16 protein-coding genes and 3 pseudogenes are annotated in these 17538 nt (G+C 65.6%); 7 read left to right on the top strand and 12 right to left on the bottom strand.

What is annotated here, in order from left to right; all coding sequences use genetic code 11:
• Nucleotides 1-36: 36 nt before the first annotated feature.
• The 8 genes and pseudogenes from mnmH to KH389_RS11910 form a co-directional block, all read right to left on the bottom strand.
• Complete coding sequence (mnmH, locus tag KH389_RS11935; protein WP_054914408.1) at nucleotides 37-1134, bottom strand: tRNA 2-selenouridine(34) synthase MnmH; 1098 nt, start codon at nucleotides 1132-1134, stop codon at nucleotides 37-39.
• Nucleotides 1134-2168, bottom strand: a complete 1035-nt coding sequence (gene selD / locus KH389_RS11930; RefSeq protein ID WP_078481260.1) for a selenide, water dikinase SelD — start codon at nucleotides 2166-2168, stop codon at nucleotides 1134-1136. The genes mnmH and selD overlap by 1 nt, the downstream gene beginning before the upstream one ends.
• A gap of 73 nt (nucleotides 2169-2241) precedes the next feature.
• Nucleotides 2242-2841 (bottom strand): annotated as a pseudogene (locus KH389_RS27760) (methyl-accepting chemotaxis protein); the annotation flags it as partial.
• 306 nt (nucleotides 2842-3147) lie between these two features.
• Nucleotides 3148-3801: pseudogene (locus KH389_RS27755) on the bottom strand (MCP four helix bundle domain-containing protein); the annotation flags it as partial.
• A gap of 257 nt (nucleotides 3802-4058) precedes the next feature.
• Nucleotides 4059-4826 (bottom strand): methyl-accepting chemotaxis protein, encoded by a 768-nt coding sequence (locus KH389_RS27750; RefSeq protein ID WP_370409269.1) that lies wholly within the window; start codon nucleotides 4824-4826, stop codon nucleotides 4059-4061.
• Nucleotides 4827-4913: 87 nt separating this feature from the next.
• Nucleotides 4914-5918: pseudogene (locus tag KH389_RS27745) on the bottom strand (cache domain-containing protein); the annotation flags it as partial.
• A 222-nt stretch (nucleotides 5919-6140) separates the two neighbouring features.
• Entirely contained in the window at nucleotides 6141-6779 is a 639-nt protein-coding gene (locus tag KH389_RS11915; RefSeq protein ID WP_043860245.1) for a TetR/AcrR family transcriptional regulator, read from the bottom strand.
• Nucleotides 6780-6901: 122 nt separating this feature from the next.
• Complete coding sequence (locus KH389_RS11910) at nucleotides 6902-7345, bottom strand: bifunctional diaminohydroxyphosphoribosylaminopyrimidine deaminase/5-amino-6-(5-phosphoribosylamino)uracil reductase RibD (protein WP_043860246.1); 444 nt, start codon at nucleotides 7343-7345, stop codon at nucleotides 6902-6904.
• Nucleotides 7346-7603: 258 nt separating this feature from the next.
• Between KH389_RS11910 and KH389_RS11905 the strand changes: the two genes are divergently transcribed.
• From KH389_RS11905 to KH389_RS11895, 3 genes are all read left to right on the top strand, one after another.
• The gene (locus tag KH389_RS11905; protein WP_054914405.1) at nucleotides 7604-8854 is read left to right on the top strand and encodes a DUF1835 domain-containing protein; all 1251 of its coding nucleotides are present in this window, start codon (nucleotides 7604-7606) and stop codon (nucleotides 8852-8854) included.
• A gap of 136 nt (nucleotides 8855-8990) precedes the next feature.
• Nucleotides 8991-9890, top strand: a complete 900-nt coding sequence (lpxO, locus tag KH389_RS11900; protein WP_043860248.1) for a lipid A hydroxylase LpxO — start codon at nucleotides 8991-8993, stop codon at nucleotides 9888-9890.
• A gap of 183 nt (nucleotides 9891-10073) precedes the next feature.
• A complete protein-coding gene (locus tag KH389_RS11895) occupies nucleotides 10074-10418 on the top strand; it encodes a carboxymuconolactone decarboxylase family protein (RefSeq protein WP_078481264.1) in 345 nt (114 codons plus the stop codon).
• A gap of 19 nt (nucleotides 10419-10437) precedes the next feature.
• Here KH389_RS11895 and KH389_RS11890 read toward each other — a convergent pair whose 3' ends face one another.
• Both KH389_RS11890 and KH389_RS11885 read right to left on the bottom strand, forming a co-directional pair.
• Nucleotides 10438-10914: a GNAT family N-acetyltransferase gene (locus KH389_RS11890; protein ID WP_043860250.1), complete on the bottom strand. Its 477-nt coding sequence runs from the start codon at nucleotides 10912-10914 to the stop codon at nucleotides 10438-10440.
• Nucleotides 10915-10972: 58 nt separating this feature from the next.
• Complete coding sequence (locus tag KH389_RS11885) at nucleotides 10973-11509, bottom strand: hypothetical protein (protein ID WP_043860251.1); 537 nt, start codon at nucleotides 11507-11509, stop codon at nucleotides 10973-10975.
• Between the two features lie 131 nt (nucleotides 11510-11640).
• Here KH389_RS11885 and KH389_RS11880 point away from each other — a divergent pair, with 131 nt between their 5' ends.
• On the top strand, nucleotides 11641-12207 hold the full coding sequence (locus KH389_RS11880; RefSeq protein WP_043863946.1) for a GNAT family N-acetyltransferase: 567 nt from the start codon (nucleotides 11641-11643) through the stop codon (nucleotides 12205-12207).
• Nucleotides 12208-12210: 3 nt separating this feature from the next.
• Here the strand turns inward: KH389_RS11880 and KH389_RS11875 are convergent, their stop codons facing one another.
• The gene (locus tag KH389_RS11875) at nucleotides 12211-12963 is read right to left on the bottom strand and encodes an outer membrane beta-barrel protein (RefSeq protein ID WP_043863947.1); all 753 of its coding nucleotides are present in this window, start codon (nucleotides 12961-12963) and stop codon (nucleotides 12211-12213) included.
• A 249-nt stretch (nucleotides 12964-13212) separates the two neighbouring features.
• On the opposite strand from KH389_RS11875, the gene KH389_RS11870 reads away from it, so the two are divergent.
• Nucleotides 13213-13512, top strand: a complete 300-nt coding sequence (locus tag KH389_RS11870) for an RcnB family protein (RefSeq protein ID WP_043863948.1) — start codon at nucleotides 13213-13215, stop codon at nucleotides 13510-13512.
• On the opposite strand, the gene KH389_RS11865 is transcribed toward KH389_RS11870, so the two are convergent.
• Nucleotides 13509-14426, bottom strand: coding sequence for a LysR substrate-binding domain-containing protein (locus KH389_RS11865; protein WP_104572521.1), 918 nt, complete (start codon nucleotides 14424-14426; stop codon nucleotides 13509-13511). The two genes, KH389_RS11870 and KH389_RS11865, sit on opposite strands and share 4 nt — an antisense overlap.
• Before the next feature lie 99 nt (nucleotides 14427-14525).
• Between KH389_RS11865 and KH389_RS11860 the strand changes: the two genes are divergently transcribed.
• A complete protein-coding gene (locus KH389_RS11860; RefSeq protein WP_213607394.1) occupies nucleotides 14526-15617 on the top strand; it encodes a tartrate dehydrogenase in 1092 nt (363 codons plus the stop codon).
• A 196-nt stretch (nucleotides 15618-15813) separates the two neighbouring features.
• A complete protein-coding gene (locus tag KH389_RS11855) occupies nucleotides 15814-17436 on the top strand; it encodes a BCCT family transporter (protein ID WP_213607393.1) in 1623 nt (540 codons plus the stop codon).
• The last annotated feature ends 102 nt before the right edge of the window (nucleotides 17437-17538 follow it).

The following is a 17538-nucleotide window of genomic DNA, read 5'->3' as shown; positions in this document are numbered from 1 at the left end:
CGGCGTGCACCGCCCCCACAGCACCGGCAAAGATGCCTACAGCCGCCTTTCGCGCAGGTAGGCCAGCACCGCGGCCCGATCGCCGGCGAACTCGATCCGCGCCGCCTTGGCATCGCGCTGGTAGGCGTACATCGGGTCGTAGTACTCGCTCAGCAGGCCCTCGATCCACGCACGGTGCAGCTCCACGGCGCCGCTCGCACGCTGCACCTGCAACGCCGCGTCCATCGCCGCCGCCAGGCGCTGGTAACGCTCGCCACCCAGGCGCCGGACAATGCCCGACAGGCTCTCGCGCAGCCGCCCGGCAAAGTGTTCGAAGCCCTGCTCCGGCCCGTGGGCCAGCACGAACTCGGCGCACAGGTCGATCACATAGTCCTGCAGGATTCGTTGCACGCGGCATTCCAGGCTGTCTTCGAGCCACACCAGCGGCGCCTGCTGCATGCGCCGGTACAGGCCCAGCGGCACCGCGCGGCTGCCGATCATGCGCCCCTCGTCCTCGAGCACGAACTGCTCGATGCCGGCGTTGCGCTTTTTCAGCAGGTCCACCGCCAGGGTGTTTTCAAAACCGATCTGCGCCGGCTGCGCAGTGGCATGCCGGCCGAAGCTGGAGCCACGGTGGTTGGCGTGCCGCTCCAGGTCCAGCGCATTGTCCAGCTGCGCCAGCGCCTCGGTCTTGCCGGTGCCGGTCATGCCGCCCAGCAGCACGAAATCGCACTGCGCCACGGCCTGGTCGCCAACCTCCAACAGAAACGTGCGCAAGGCCTTGTAGCCCCCGCCTACGCGCCGGTAGCGGATACCGGCCTCATCGCGCAGCCACTGCTGGGTGATCTGCGAACGCAGGCCACCGCGAAAGCAGTACAGCAGGCCATCGGGGTTGGCTCGGGCGAACTGCGCCCAGGCCTGGATACGGGCCTGGCGCAGCGCCCCGGACACCAGCTGGTGCCCGAGCACCATTGCCGCCTGCTGGCCATGCTGCTTGTAGCAGGTGCCCACCTGCTGGCGCTCGTCGTCGTTCATCAACGGCAGATTGCTGGCGTGGGTGAACGCGCCCTTGTCGAACTCGACCGGTGCGCGCACATCCATCAGGGGCACATCGTCGAGAAAGATCGAACGGTAGTCGGTGCAGTCGTCGTGCATCAACACACCTCGACCGCATGGGTGCCGCGCGCCACCAACGTGCCGATCGGCGTCAGCGCCAGGCCCTGTGCCTGCGTCAGCTCGATAAACGCCACCTGCCCTTCGGGCGCCACCGCCACCAGCAGCCCGCCACTGGTCTGCGGGTCGCACAACAACAGCTTGTGCGCCTCGCTCAACGGGCCGATGCGCTCGCCATAGCTGTCGAAGTTGCGCAGCGTGCCACCGGGTACGCAACCCTGCTCGATGTAGTGCTCGACACTGGCCAGGCGCGGTACCTGCGCCGCTTCCAGGCGCGCGGTCACGCCGCTGCCATCGGCCATTTCCACCAGGTGCCCGAGCAGGCCGAAGCCGGTGACGTCGGTCATGGCCTTGACCCCCTCCAGGCGCGCAATCTGGCTGCCGATACGGTTGAGGGTGCACATCTGGTCACGCGCCAGGCCCACGTCTTCGGCGCGCAGCAGGCCCTTCTTCTCCGCCGTGGTGAGCACGCCGATGCCCAGCGGCTTGGTCAGGTACAGCTGGCAGCCGACGGTGGCGGTGTCGTTGCGCTTGATGTGGCGCTTGTCGACGATGCCGGTGACCGCCAGGCCGAAGATCGGCTCGGGGGCGTCGATCGAATGCCCGCCGGCCAGGGGAATGCCGGCCGCATCGCACACCGCGCGCCCGCCGCGGATCACCTCGCGGGCGATCTCCGGGGCCAGCACGTTGACCGGCCAGCCCAGGATGGCGATGGCCATCAGCGGGTCGCCGCCCATGGCGTAGATGTCGCTGATGGCGTTGGTGGCCGCAATGCGGCCGAAATCGAAGGGGTCGTCGACGATGGGCATGAAGAAGTCGGTGGTCGAGACCACGCCGCGCTCGTCATCGATGGCATACACCGCCGCATCGTCGCGCGAGGCGTTGCCCACCCACAGGCGCGGGTCGAGGTTCTGCGCGCCGCTGCCGGCGAGGATCACCTCGAGCACCTTGGGTGAAATCTTGCAGCCACAGCCGGCGCCGTGGCTGTACTGGGTAAGGCGTACTGGTTCGTTCATCGGTTGTCCCCCGGGTTCAAGCCCCTGAGTCTAAGGCAGGGGACCCGGGGGCGCTACGTGATGGTGGCTACTGCTAGACCTTGAACTGGGTCACCAGCAGGTTGAGGTCGACCGCAAGGCCTGCCAGCGCCTGGCTGGCGGCATTGCTCTGGCGTGCACCGGCCGCGGTCTGGATCGACAGGTCACGGATGTTGACCAGGTTGCGGTCCACCTCGCGGGCCACCTGGGCCTGCTCCTCACTGGCGCTGGCGATCACCAGGTTGCGCTCGTTGATGCCGGTGATGGCCTGGGTGATCTCGTCCAGGGCGTGACCGCACAGCTGCGCCACTTCCAGGGTAGCGTGGGCGCGCTGGTTGCTGTTGCGCATTGCCGTGACCGCCGTGCCGGTGCCCTGCTCGATGGTCCCGATCATGGTCTCGATCTCCTGGGTGGACTGCTGGGTGCGGTGCGCCAGCGCCCGAACCTCGTCGGCCACCACGGCGAAGCCCCGCCCGGCATCCCCGGCCCGGGCCGCCTCGATGGCGGCGTTGAGGGCCAGCAGGTTGGTCTGTTCGGCAATCGCGCGGATCACTTCCAGCACCTGGCCGATGTTGCGTACATCGCCCGCCAGGTGCTCGACCTGCTCGCAGGTGTGGGTCACGTCGTCGGTAAGCTGGCCGATGGAGTCGACGGTGCGCTGCACCTGCTCGCGGCCGTGGTGGGCGGTCTCGTCGGTCTGGCGCGAAGCCTCGGAGGTGCTCACGGCGTTGCGGGCCACCTCCTCCACGGCCGCCGTCATCTCGTTCACCGCCGTGGCCGCCTGCTCCACTTCGTCGTTCTGCTGCTGCAGCGCGCGATTGGAGTCGTCGGTGGCAGCCTGCAGCTCTTCGGCGGCCGAGGCCAGCTGGCTGGAGGAACTGGCGATTTTCTGCAGCGTGCCGCGCAGGCTGCCCTGCATGTCGCGCAGCGCCAGCAGCAGACGCGCCGGCTCATCCTTGCCGCTGATGCTGATCTCGTCGCACAGGTCGCCACCGGCGATGGTCTGGGCAATGCCCACGGCTTCGCCCAGCGGGCGCACGATGCTGCGCGTGAGCAGCACTGCCAGCGCCACGGTCAAAGCCAGCACCACGGCCAGAATCGCCAGCACCAGGCTGATGGCGCCATGGAATACCTCGGTGCTGCGTTGGGCCGCCTGCTCCCCGCCCTTGTCGTTGAGCGCAATGATTTCGAGCAGGTCGGTGAGCATGCCGTCGGCATTGGTCAGGTACGGGCCGGCGTCCACCAGCGCGATGGCGTCGTCCTTGCGCCCCTGCTGCAGTAATTGGACGACCTTGTGCTGATCGGCAAGGTAGCGCGTCTTGGCCTGCTGGTAGCGGGCGAACGCGGCCTGTTCCTGCGCCAGGGTGATCAGCCCGGCATAGGTCGCCTCCTGGGTGTCCAGCTGCGCTTCGAGCTGGTGCAGACGCGTGATCAGGTCCTGCAGGTCGTCGCCGTCGCGCAGTACCAGCAGGCGCAGGGTCAGGGTGCGGATCTGGGTGCTGGTCAGCGCTACGCCGTTGGCCGCGACAATCGAGGGCAGCCAGTTCTGGTCGACCTGGTTGGACTGTTCGTTCATTCGACGCATTTCCAGCAGCGACAGGCCGCCAAGGGCCATCGCCAGCAGGGCAATCAGCGCGAAGCTGAGGCCGGCACGCAGGGAAATGTTGAGGGAGCGCAGAAGCATGGGGTGTTCCTTGTGGCTGCAAAAGTACAACCCGCGACGGGACAGGCGGCGCGGTCAGGTTCTGCAGGCAAGGCGGTGAAGCGGGAGGGCAGTGTTCTTTATGAGTGCTTGCTCCACTGCCGGCGGGATCACTCGGCGGCAGTGAAGCCATGATATCACATTGACATTAATTGTAACGTTGTCGGTGGTCAGGACTTGAAGCGGCCCACCAGTGCGTTCAATTCGGCCGACAGCGTGGACAGTCGTCCGGAGTCCTCCTGCGCCGAGCTGGCCAGGCTTTCGACCAGGCGCGCTTCGTCGTAGATCTGCTGGATATGCCGGTTGATCTCCTCGGCCACGCTGTGCTGCTCCTCGGCGGCGGCCGAGATCTGCAGGTTCTGGTCGCGGATCTCGTTGACCGACAGCTGGATGCCCTCGAAGCTGTCGCGCGCGCTTTCGATGGAGGTGACACTGGCCCGGGACAGGTCCTGGCAGCTTTGCATCTTCTGCGATACCTCCTGGGTCTTGCTGGCGAGGGTACCGAGCAACTGGTCGATTTCGCCGGTGGAGTCGGCGGTGCGCTTGGCCAGCGCGCGCACCTCGTCCGCCACCACGGCAAAGCCGCGGCCCTGGTCGCCGGCGCGGGCGGCCTCGATGGCGGCATTGAGCGCCAGCAGGTTGGTCTGCTCGGCGATGGCGCGAATGGTGCCCAGGATCTGGTTGATGCTGCGGCTGCCCTCCTCCAGCTCGACCATGGCCTGGGACGACTCGCTCAGGCGGTTGCCCAGGCGGTTGACGTTCTCGGTGGTCAGCTCGATCTGCTGCTTGCCTTCGGCCACCCGGCGATGCCCGCTTTCGGCGGAATCGGCGGCGTTGCTGCACGAGCGGGCTACCTCGTTGGCGGTGGCGACCATTTCGTTGAATGCGGTGGAAACCAGCTCCACCGCTTCACGCTGGCGCCCGGCCGCCTGGTTCATGTTGGTGGCCACCTCGCTGTTGACCTGCGAGGCGTCGTGCAGGTTGGTGGAAGCTGCGCCGATGCGCTGGATCAACTGGCGGATGGCCGCCAGAAACCGGTTGAACCAGCCGGCCAGCTCGGCGGTTTCGTCCTTGCCCTGCACAACCAGGTCGCGGCGCAGGTCGCCCTCGCCCTCGGCGATCGACTGCAGGCCCGTGCTGACCTGGCCGATGGGCTTGACGATCACCCGGGCGAACGCGGCGCCGATCAGCGCGAAGAAGATCGCCAGCACCACCACGATGATCCCGGCCAGGTAGGTCATGCGCGTGGCGGCGCCCATCACTTCGCGCTGCTCGATCAGGCCCACGAAGCGCCAGCCCAGGCCTGGGGAGGTCCATACGTTGGCCATGTAGCGAACCCCGTCGATCTCGACGTCGGCAGCCCCCTGTTCGGTGGCCGCGAGCCTGGCGTAGGGCTCGCCCAGGTCCTTGAGCGGCTTGAAGCTGTGCCCGTCGTCGCGCGGGTCGACCAGCACCACACCGTCCTCGATCAGCATCACGTAGCCGCTTTGACCCAGCTTGATGCTCTTGACCAGTTCGGTGAGGTTCTTCAGCGAGACGCTGACCACGAACACGCCGCGGGGCTTGCCGGCGCCGTCGAGCATGGCCCGGGCGGTGCCCACCAGGGCCACGTCGTCCTTGTCGTAGTAGTAGGCCGGGGTGCGCACGGTCTTGCCGGGGCTGGCCATCGCGGCCTTGTACCAGGGGCGCTGGCGCGGGTCGTAGTTGGCCAGTTGCGGGTCATCCGGCCACTTGGCGTAGGTGCCGTCTTCCAGGCCGATGGACAGGATGGCCGCCGCCGGGTGGGTGGCGCCAAAGCGTGCAAAGGCGTCGATCACCCCCTGGGCCGGCGCTGGCAGGGGCTGGCTGGCAGCGTCGGCAGCGCGGTAGTCCTTGAGCGTCTGCACAGCGCTGTATACAGGATCGGCAGACATCTGATCGACGTTCTGCTGCATCCCGTCGAAGAACTGGCGCATGTTGCCGTCGATCTGGCGTATTTCCCGGGTGCTGCCATCGATGAACTGTTCAACCGCCTGGGTGCGGATATTCATCACGCTGACCACCGCGACCACCGTCACCGGGATGAAAGCCACCAGTACAAACGCAAGGACCAGCTTGTTTTTTATATTCATCGCGCGCTTCACCCTCCCCGGGCATGAGGCGCCAGTCACCCGTGCAGCGTGAGTTCTGGCAATTTGCTATCACCGCTGTTTCGGCTGGGGGGGTAAAAATCTTTAATACAGTTTCGTGTACAAAAAAATGCAGGATTGTTTCTAGTTGGTCGGCCGCATGGGGCGCGGCGCCGGCATGCCAGGCGTGGCGCCCTGCAGCACCAGGCGGGTGATGGTGGCGGCCGCCAGCGCGTAGTCGTCGCCCTGGGGCGCATGCACGCCCGTGAGCTGGGCCATGCGCCAGCCGAAATTGGTGTAGGTGCGGGTGGCCGACCAGATGAACAGCATCAGGTGTTGCGGGTCGACCGGGGCGATCAGGCCGCGTTTGATCCAGCTGTTCAGGCAGTGCACGTTGAGCTGCGCCTCGGCGCGCAGCAGGTCGCGGCACACCCCGGGCAGTTGCTTGGCCCCGTGCAGCAGCTCGCTGCTGAACACGTTGGAGGTGTACGGGTGGTCACGCACGATGCGGATGCGCGCCTGGATGTAGGCCGGCAGCGCCACCTGCGGGTCATCGCTGGCGCGCAACACGGCGGAGGCCGCGAGCAAGGGTTCCAGAAAGGCCATCAGCACCCGGGTGTAGAGGTTTTCCTTGGTCTGGAAGTAGTAGTACAGGTTGGCCTTGGGCACGCCGGCGCGGGCCGCAATGTCGCGGGTCTGGGCGGCGTTGTAGCCCTTGCTGGCGAATTCCTCGCTGGCGGCCTCGAGAATCAGCTGCTGGTTGCGTTGACGAATGCTGGACATGGCGATGGCACTTCGGGGAAGACCTTCGCAATATACAAAAATACATAGCGATGAGGCTATGCATGCCAGGTTGCGGGCGCGCCTTCGCCGGCAAGGCCGGCGGCTGGAGTGGGTGGGGCGCCTCAGGCCTCGGCCAGCAGGTAGGTGCGCAGGTCCCTGGAGACCTCTTCGGCCAGCAGCCCGACGATCACCTCGACACCGGCCTGGCGCAACAGGCGAACCCCGGCCCCGGCATTGCGCGGGTCCGGGTCGAGCATGCCGACGAACACCCGCTCCACCCCCTTGTCGATCAACGCCAGGGCACACGACGGGGTGCGCCCCTGGAACGAACAGGGCTCCAGGGTCACATACGCTGTCACACCCCGGCCCCCTTCCGGCAATTTCGCCAACGCCATCGCCTCGGCATGGGGCTGCCCCGGCGGCTGGGTGTGGCCCTGGCTGATCACCTGGTGATCGCGGACCATCACGCAGCCCACCGGCGGGTTGGGCCGGCACGCCGGCAAGGCACGGCGCCCCTCGATCAGGGCCAGTTGCATGAAATCGCTGTTGGAAGGGAGTATCGGCATAAGGTCCTTGCCCAGTGGGTTCCAGAATGAGCGAAGGCGACAGGGTACTCCTGCTGCACGGCGAGGGCACGATTTCTCCCGCATCGTGCGCTCACGCCGGTTGCCCGTTGTCGCTGCCGGCGGGCTTCGCTATAGTCACGCCCTGGCGTTCTCCGCGCCTGCCGTCCGCGCAAAGGGCCACGCCCCGGTACAGAACAGCCTCATTCGTCGATACGACTCCCGGCCTGCAAGCGGACAAGGCCCGACCCAGGAGATCGTATGCTCGCCGCCCTGCCCCCGCACATCTGCCATGACGGCAGAATCAACCTCGAACACCAGCGCAAACGCGCCAAGACCCTGCTCAGGCACCTGCTGGCCGGCACTGCGCCGGCGCACTTCAAGCCCCTGCCCCACAGCCGCGCCCCACGCCTGGCCGATGCGCAGTGGCTGATCGCGCAGGAGCTGGGCTTTGCCAGCTGGCCAAGGCTCAAGGCGCATGTCGACGCCATCGACTTTGCCGCACGCAACCCCGGCTTCGAAGCCGACGACGAAGCCCGCAGCGTGCATTGGCGGTGTGGCAACGACATCGCCCATACCCTGCGCCTGGCCGGTTTCAAGGGAGCCTTCCATACCTTCATCGACCCGCTGTGCATGGGCCCGGTACCGGCACTGCCGGCGCAACCGTTGCTCGCCCTGCGCAACGACTACATCAGCCGCGTGTTCGGCATGCCAGAAGCCGACGTGGCGCGGCGCAGTGCCGAGGAGTACGCCGCCCTGGCGCAGCTCGACGGGTGCCCGCATGCCGTGCTGTGGTGCGAGGCGGATGCCTATGACCAGTTGTTCCTGATCCGAGTGCTGGCGGGCATCGAGCAGTTGCCCGAGTGCCTGGAACTGATCGAGATCAGCCAGGTGCCGGGTGTGCAGCGTTTCATCGGCATCGGCCAGCTCGCGCCGGACCTGCTGGCCTGGCTGTGGCCCCAGCGTCGGCGCCTGGACGAGGCAGCGCTGGCGCTGGCCCGGCGTGCCTGGGCGGCGTACTGCGCGCCCTCGCCACTGGCCTGGGCGCAGCTGGCCCATGCGCCAAGCCCGGCACTGCCCTTGCTGGCGCCGGCATTGCTGCGCCAGTTGCAGGAACTGCCGGGGCTGGCCGACGGCCTGTCGCTGACCGAGCGCCTGGCCCTGGGCATCGTCGCCGAAGCCGGCAGCCTGGCGTTCGGCCGGGTGTTCGCAGAGCTCATGGGCAGGCGCGAGCCACTGCCGTACCTGGGCGACCAGATGTTCCATGCGCTGATGCGCCCGCTGATCGATGCGCCCACGCCGTTGCTGTTCGAAGCGGACGTTCACCTGCCCTGGCCGCAACGCAGCCTGACCCTAACGGCCCTGGGCCAGCGGGTACTGGCAGGTGACGCCTACTGGCTGGACCAGGCGGCCCCCGAACGCTGGGTAGGCGGTGTACGCCTGCAGGCCGGGCTGGCGCACTGGGCACTGGATGCCCATGGCCAGCCGGTGTGGCGCCATCAACCGTCCTGATGCCTGCCGAACGACCGCCGACCTAGCCAAAGGTCGGCACCCCAAAACGTAACAATATGTACAAAGCACGCGGTTGATTGTTTATGCTGGCCTGCTCATGCCATGGCGCATAGCCACATCGACCTGTTAATCGACCATGAAAATCTTTCTCGTTCTACTGTTTGTCTTCTCCATCGCCTACGTGCACCTGCGCGGGCGCGTGCGGCACAAGCTCACCCGCCAGCTGGGCGATCACTCCAGCTTCCTGGCCCCGATCAACGTGTTCCTCTACCTGTTCTCCCGGCTGCCGGCCAAGCCTTACCTGCCGGTGGAGGCCTTCCCCGAGCTCAAGCCGCTGCAGGACAACTGGCAGGAAATTCGTGCCGAAGCCCAGCAACTGCTGCACGTGGGCGAAATCAAGAGTTCGCAGAGCCATGACGACGTCGGCTTCAACTCGTTCTTCAAGAGCGGCTGGAAGCGCTTCTACCTGAAGTGGTACGGCGAAAGCCACCCGTCGGCCATGAAGCTGTGCCCACGCACCACCGAACTGCTGCAGGGCATCGGCACGGTCAAGGCGGCGATGTTCGCCACCCTGCCGCCGGGCTCCAAACTTGTGCGCCATCGTGACCCGTATGCCGGCTCCTACCGCTACCACCTGGGGCTGGACACGCCCAACGACGAGGCCTGCTATATCTGCGTCGACGGCGAGAACTACCACTGGCGCGACGGCGAGGCGGTGATGTTCGACGAAACCTACATCCACTACGCGGCCAACCACACCGAGCACAATCGCATCATCCTGTTCTGTGATGTGGAGCGACCGCTGAAGTACCGCTGGGCGACGGCGTTCAACCGCTGGTTCAGCCGCAAGGTGATGGCCGCCGCTGCGGCGCCGAACGATGCGGGCGACAAGACCGGCGGGATCAACCGGCTGTTCACGCGCATCTACAAGATCCGCGAGCGCGGCAAGGCGCTGAAGAAGCGCAACCGGCTGCGCTACTACCTGGAGAAGTGGGCAGTGGTGGCGCTGTTGCTGCTGGTGTTCATCTATATCTGAGGTGGCCCTTTCGCCGGCAAGGCCGGCTCCTGCCGGCGGCGCGTGAGCCTGTGGGGGCCGGCCTTGCGGCAAAACGGCCCCTACCAAAGTACGCCCCCACCCCGACCATCGACCAACGGCGCCCCAGTGCCGAAAAAACTAGCTTCACTGTTCATTTTGTCGCAACACAAAAAGGTGAAGACGATGAGCATGATGGACTGGGATGGCTACCGCAAACAGCTGATGGCCGGTATCGGCGACCTCAAGCAACTCTCGCCCGGCACGGTCGACGGCTACATGACCGCCAGCGGCGCCGGGGCCAAGACCAACCACCTGGACGCAAAGACCCGCGAGCTGATCTCCCTGGCCGTGGCGGTGACCACCCGCTGCGACGGCTGCATTGCGGTGCACTCGGCGCAGGCGGTCAAGCAAGGCGCCACCCGTGAGGAAATCGCCGAGGCCCTGGGCGTGGCCGTGGCGATGAACGCCGGCGCCGCCCTGGTGTACTCGGCGCGCGCACTGGATGCGGTGGGCAAGGCCGGGGAGTAACCCGGCCCGGGGCCTGCGCTCAGGGCTGCGCAGGCCGCTCCATCAGCACCACCTCGATCGGGTCGCCGCCCACCCCGTGGGAGAAGAAGTCGCGCCCCTTGGCGACAAACCCGTGACGCTGATAGAAGCCCTCGGCATTGAGCGTGGACTCGACCTTGATCACCTCCACGCCCGGCGCCCGGGCCTTGGCCAGGCCCGCCTCCAGCAGGCGGCTGCCCAGTTGCTGGCCGGCCGCCTGCTGCAGCACGAACAGACGCGTGACTTCGCCAGGTTCAGCGTCGACAAAACCGACCACCGTCTCACCCTGACATGCCACCACCATCGAGCCCTTGGCAATGGAACGCTCGTAATCCTCATGGGTTCGCTGGCCCATCCAGCCGCGCAGCTGCTCATCCGAATAGCGCCCACCCGCCAATTGCGTGATCGACTGGTGCGTCACCGCAAATACCGCTGCCCCATCGCCGGCCCGGGCCGCGCGCAAGGTGATCGACTCCATGGGTTCCCTTCCCCTGTGAATGCATGAGCCGCCACTCTAGCCGGCCTGTACGGTGGCCTCAACCACCCGGGTTGGTGAACTGGATGTACAGGCAGAAGCTGCCCAGCAGCAGCCAGAAGCCGATGAACAGCCAGGGCGTGCGCATGGAGAACAGCAGCGACTTGCAAAAGCCCTTGTGGCTCGATTCCAGCTCGTTGAACAGCGGCGATTCGTCGTAGGCCAGGCCCATGGCCGGCTTGCTGTGCAGCAGGTTGCTCTGCTTGAAGTGCCAGTGATCGATGATCAGGTAGGCCGCGCGTATGCCCGGCCAGGCGTTGAGCGAGCTGACGATGCCAAGCAGCGCCATCAGGCACGGCACCACCAGGGTGAACAGCTTGCCCCATTCGGGGTTGAGGTTGGCCATCGACGAGGCAAAGGCGATCACCAGGAACGACTGCGCCGTGAGGTAGGCGTTGGTCCGGTTGGACAGCAGGCTGGTTTCGTACTGGATCTCGCGCCGGTAGAAGTCCAGGCGCTCCTTGGGCGAGCCGAACAGCAACGGGTCGTCTTCGTCGCTCGATTGCACGGGCAAGGGCTGGGTGATGATTTTCGACATGTCTGGGTATCCGCAACCAGTGGTCGAATTTGGAGCCCACCCCGGCGCCAGCGTTCAGTTGATTGCGCCGGTCGGGGCGCAATCCCTTAGAATGGCGCCCCACCCGCCCCCTTCGCCCGCCAAGGATTCCCATGCTGCAGATCCGCCCGATGACCGCCGCCGATTTCGACCGCTTCTGGCCCACCTTCCAGGCCGTGATCGCAGCGCGGGAGACCTACGCCTACGACCCGAACCTGAGCCTGGAGCAGGCCCGGCACCTGTGGCTTGAGGTGCCGCTGCACACGCTGGTGGTCGAGGACGAGGGCCAGTTGCTGGGCGCGTACTACCTCAAGGCCAATGCCGCAGGCCCCGGCAGCCATGTGAGCAACTGCGGCTACATGGTCGCCGAGGCCGCCCGCGGGCGCGGCGTGGCGCGGCTGATGTGCGAGCACTCCCAGCGCCTGGCACGCAACGAGGGCTTCCTGGCCATGCAGTTCAACTCGGTGGTGGCCAGCAACGAGGTGGCCGTGGCGCTGTGGCACGCGCTGGGCTTCGAGACCGTCGGGCGCCTGCCCAGGGCCTACCAGCATGCCCGCCTGGGCCTGGTCGACTGCCTGGTGATGTACAAGTGGCTGGGTGAAATGACTGCGCCCGAACAGCCAAGGCTGATCGGGCGCAAGAACATCGAGGCGGTGGTGTCGCGCAAGCGCGGGCGCTAGCCCTTAGAACGCAAGGCCGACCTTGATGCCGAACTCGTCACGCTTGAGCTTGATGTTGTCGGCCACTTCCGAGTCTTCGTCCAGCTTGTACTCGGTGCGGGTGTAGTACAGGCCGGCCATCACCGGCATCGAGCCCTTCTGGTTCATCAGCAGGCTGACTTCGGCATAGGGGTTGGTACGGTCCTTGAGGTCGACGGTGTCGTTGCCCACGTCTTCGACATGCAGCTTGGCCTTGCTGTCCAGCGAACGGCGTGCACCGGCTTCCAGGCGCAGGGTCATGTCGTCGAACTGGTGGTTGTAGCCCAGCGCGGCCTTGGCGAAGGGGGTGCGACCGGTCAGCTTCATGTCGTAGCCGTTGGATTCCAGCTCGTAGCGCGACCAGTTGTAGCCGCCGCCCACGATCAGGTCGACCGAGTTGCGCGCATCGATCGCGGCGCGCCAGCCCAGGTCCACGTCGGCCTGGCCTTCCTTGAGCTTGGTGTCGTTGTGGTCGCCGTACTTGAGGTCGACACCGGCCTGGTAGATGAAGCCGGATTCAGCGGTGAGCTTGTTGCCGAAGTTGAAGAACAGGCCGCCTTCACCCATGCGGTCGGTATCGGACTCGCTGCCGCCTTCGAGCTTGAACTTGTTGTAGGCGCCGAGAACACCAAAGGTTGCAATCGGGTCGGTGGGGGCTGCGGCCAGCGCACTCAGGGGGGCGGCCAGTACCGCCAGGGCCGAGGTCTTGAGCAGCAGGTTGCCGAATCGCTTGGACATCACTTTCAGTCTCCATTTATGTGAAAGGCACTCGGGGTCGAATGCGACCTTTCGAACCCCGGGCGTTTCAAAAAGTTCAGACGAAGGCTCTGGGGTGCGGGTTGTGTCACAGAAACCGTGTCGGGCGTTCACAAAACCCTGTGGGAGCTGGCATTGCCAGCGAAGGCAACGCCGCAGATATACAGCCGATGGAATGTTTGCAGCAGCGCGCAGTCCGATTCTTCAAGCCCCAGCCATCAGGAGTACCGCATGACTGCACGCAAACTGTTCACCACCCTTGCCCTGCTCGGCAGTGTCGCGCTGGTCCAGCTCCCGGCCCAGGCCGCCGAGCCCAGCGTGGTCGCGCCCGAGTCCCCGACCCGCGAGCTGAAGGTGCACGACAAGGCCCCCGACCTCTACAAGCGCGACGACATGGCCCTGCGCGGCTGGAAGGAAAAGGGCCTGAGCCAGCCCGACGAAGACAGCCAGTGGGTCAAGATCCAGGACAACTACGTGCTGATCGAAATCACCAACGGCACCATCAAGAAGATCGTGCCCGCCAAGGGCTAGCCCAGCGCCGGCAGGCTGTAGCGCTCGGCGAAGTACTGGCGCAGGAACTCGACCGCCACGCGTACTTTCGCCGAGCTGGCCAGGGGCGAGGTGTACACCGCCCAGATGTCCGCCGCCTGGTGATAGTCCTCCAGCACCGGCACCAGCCGGCCATCGGCCAGGCTGTCGTGCACATCCCAGTACGAACGCAGCAGTATCCCCCGCCCGTCCAGGCACCATTGGTGCGCCACCTCGCCGTGGTTGGTCGACAGCCCGCCGGTCACCCGCACGCTCTGCTCGCCCTGCGGCCCCTGTAGTTGCCAGACGCCGAACGGGTGGTCACGCTCCTTGATCACCAAACAGTCATGGCTGCTCAACTCGGCCAGCTGGCGCGGCGTGCCGCGCCGTTGCAGGTAGCCCGGTGCGGCGCACAGCACGCGCCGGTTGTGGGCCAGCGGCTTGGCGATCAGGTGCGGGGCAATCACGTTGCCCACGCGGATATCCAGGTCTACCCCCTCCTCGATCAGGTCCACCAGGCGGTCGTGCACGTCCAGGCGAATATCCAGCTGCGGGTAGCGCTCGGCCAGCTCCGACAGCGCCGGCGCCACGAAGCGCCGGCCCAGGCCCAGGCTGCTGGCGATACGCAACTGGCCCACCGGCACGCGGTGCTGGGTGCTGATGTCGTCGCCCATGCGCTGCACCGTCTCGAAGATCTGCAAGGCCCACTGGTAGACCCGCTCGCCCTCCTCGCTCAGCGACACCCGCCGCGTGGTGCGGTGCAGCAGGCGCACGCCCATCTGCTGCTCGAGCAGGCGCACACGCTTGCTGATGAACGCGGCCGACATGCCCAGTTGCTCGGCCACCGCGGCAAAGCTGGCGCGCTTGGCCACCTGGACAAAAATGTTGAGGTCTTCGAGGTTGGGCAGACTATTCACGATATGTGCACAAAGAATTCATGTTGGGCGAGATTATCTCTGACCCAATGGCTTATAGCATGCGCTCACCTGTTCCCAAACAACAACGAGTGAGCCGCCATGACCAAGACCTTCAAGATTGCCGCCATTCCCGGCGACGGTATCGGAAACGAAGTGCTGCCCGAGGGCATCCGCGTGGTCGAAGCCGCCGCGCGCAAGCACGGCCTCAACATCCAGTTCGAATTCTTCGAGTGGGCCAGCTGCGACTATTACCTGGCCCACGGCAAGATGATGCCCGATGACTGGTTCGAGCAGCTCAAGGGCTTCGATGCGCTGTACTTCGGTGCGGTAGGCTGGCCCGACAAGGTGCCGGACCACATCTCGCTGTGGGGCTCGCTGCTCAAGTTCCGCCGCGACTTCGACCAGTACGTGAACATCCGTCCGGTGCGCCTGTTCCCCGGCGTACCCTGCCCGCTGGCCGGTCGCGAGCCGGGCGACATCGACTTCGTGGTGATCCGCGAGAATACCGAGGGCGAGTACTCCTCGCTGGGCGGTCGCATGTTCGAAGGCACCGAAAACGAGTTCGTGCTGCAGGAGTCGGTGTTCACCCGCCGCGGCGTCGACCGCATTCTCAAGTATGCCTTCGACGTGGCGCAGACCCGTGAGCGCAAGCACGTGACCTCGGCCACCAAGTCCAACGGCATGGCCGTGAGCATGCCGTACTGGGACGAGCGCACCGCCGCGATGGCCGCCAACTACCCCGAGATCAGCTGGGACAAGCAGCACATCGACATCCTTTGCGCACGCTTCGTGCTGCAGCCGGACCGCTTCGACGTGGTGGTGGCTTCCAACCTGTTCGGCGACATCCTCTCCGACCTGGGCCCGGCCTGCGCCGGCACCATCGGCATCGCACCGTCGGCCAACCTCAACCCCGAGCGCAGGTTCCCGTCGCTGTTCGAACCGGTCCACGGCTCGGCGCCGGATATCTTCGGCCAGAACATCGCCAACCCGATCGCGATGATCTGGTCCGGGGCGCTGATGCTGGAGTTCCTTGGCAATGACGGCGCCGACCCGCGCTACCGCGCCGCCCACGACGACATCCTTGGCGCCATCGAGCGCGTGATCGCCGCCGGCGACACCACCCGCGACATGGGCGGGCAGAAGTCCACCCAACAGGTCGGCCAGGCCATCACCGCGCTGATCGAAGGGTGAAACAACGGGCCGGTTGTCTGAATTGCCAGACAATCCGGCCCGTCACCTCTTGCGAGCCCACAAGATTCTAGGCAGAATCTGTTAACCAAAAGATAGTAGTTAACTTATAGTTAACAGAAGGAGGACGCTTTACCGCACTACCCCCCCGGATTGCCTGCCGGGTACAGATAAGAACGCCAACGTCCAGGAGACGATGATGTCGCACAAGAATAAAAAACAGATAGATGTGTTCCTGATTACCGTGAGCCTGATTGCCGTGCTGCTCACCGTGATCGGCCTCGCCGTGTTTCCCTCCCAGGCCGAACAGGCCGCCAACCAGTTGTTCGAGATTGCCACCCGTACCTTCGGCACCAGTGTCCAGGTGCTGGTATTCGGCAGTTCGCTGGCCGTGCTGTATCTGGCGTTCAGCAAGTACGGCAACATCCGCTTCGGCAGCGGCAAGCCCGAGTACTCCACCCCCACCTGGGTGTTCATGTTCATCTGTGCCGGCATGGGGTCCTCGACCCTGTACTGGGGCGTGATGGAATGGGCCTACTACTACCAGACCCCTGGTCTGAACATTGCCGCGCAATCGAGCCAGGCGCTGGAATACAGCGTCAGCTACTCGTTCTTCCACTGGGGCATCAGCGCCTGGTCGATCTATGCCCTGGCCTCGCTGGCCATGGCCTATCACTTCCACGTGCGCAAGAAGAGCGGCCTGAACCTGGCCTCGATCGTCGAGGCGGTGACCGGCTTCAAGGCCACCGGCCCGATCGGTCGCAGCGTGGACCTGATCTTCCTGCTGACCATGATGGGCGCGCTGACCGTGTCGCTGGCGCTCACCGCCTCGACCCTGACCCGCGGCCTGCATGACCTGGCCGGCACCCCCGACACCTTCACCGTGCAACTGATGGTGATCGGTGCAGTGGCCATCCTGTTCTCGCTCAGTTCCTACATCGGCATCGATGGCGGCCTGCAGCGCCTGAGCAAGATGGTGTGCATCGGCGCGCTGGTGTTCGCCGGCGTGGTGCTGCTGGTGGGCCCGACCCAGTTCACCATCAACAACACCGCCAACTCCATCGGCCTGATGGTGCAGAACTATGTGCGCATGAGCCTGTTCACCGACCCGGCCGGCGACGGCGCGTTCACCCGCAACTGGACGGTGTTCTACTGGCTGTGGTGGGTGTCCTATGCCCCGGGCGTGGCCATGTTCGTGACCCGTGTGTCCCGTGGGCGCCAGCTCAAGGAAGTGGTGTTCGCCCTGCTCGCCGGTGGCAGCGTGGGCTGCTGGTTCTTCTTTGGCGCGCTGGAAAGCTACAGCATGCACCAGTTCATCAACGGCGCCATCGACGTACCGAAGATCCTCAGCGAGCAAGGCGGCGAATCGGCGGTCAGTGCCCTGCTGACAGCACTGCCGATGGGCAAGGTGTTCCTGGGCGTGTACCTGTTCATCATGGCGGTGTTCTGCGCCTCGCACATGGACGCTGCCGCCTATGCCGTGGCGGCCACCAGTACCCGCAACCTGCGCGAAGGCGACGACCCCACCCCCACCCACCGTCTGTTCTGGTGCGTGGTGCTGACCCTGGTACCGCTGGCCATGCTGTTCGCCAAGGCCTCGCTGTCGACCATGAAGACCGCCGTGGTGCTGACCGCGATCCCGTTCATGGTGATTCTGCTGATCAAGATCTACGGCTTCTTCAAGTGGATGCTGCAGGACTACGGCCACGTGCCGGCCCACCGCATCGAGGAAGAGGCCGCGCGCCTGGCCGGCGAGCAGCCCGAACAGCCTGAACCCGTTGAACAACCCGCAGCGGCCCCGGTAACCGCGACGGCCCGCTGAGTCGCTGACTCCGACCCACCTGCACGGATGCAGGCCTGACGGTCCTTTTTTTTGCCTGTTCTGTTAACCAATAGATACACGTAAACCAATAAGTAAAAGCCA

It is taken from the genome of Pseudomonas qingdaonensis, assembly GCF_018398475.1.
In the GTDB taxonomy this organism is placed as follows: domain Bacteria; phylum Pseudomonadota; class Gammaproteobacteria; order Pseudomonadales; family Pseudomonadaceae; genus Aquipseudomonas; species Aquipseudomonas palmensis.
This window is presented reverse-complemented; position numbering and strand designations above follow the sequence as displayed.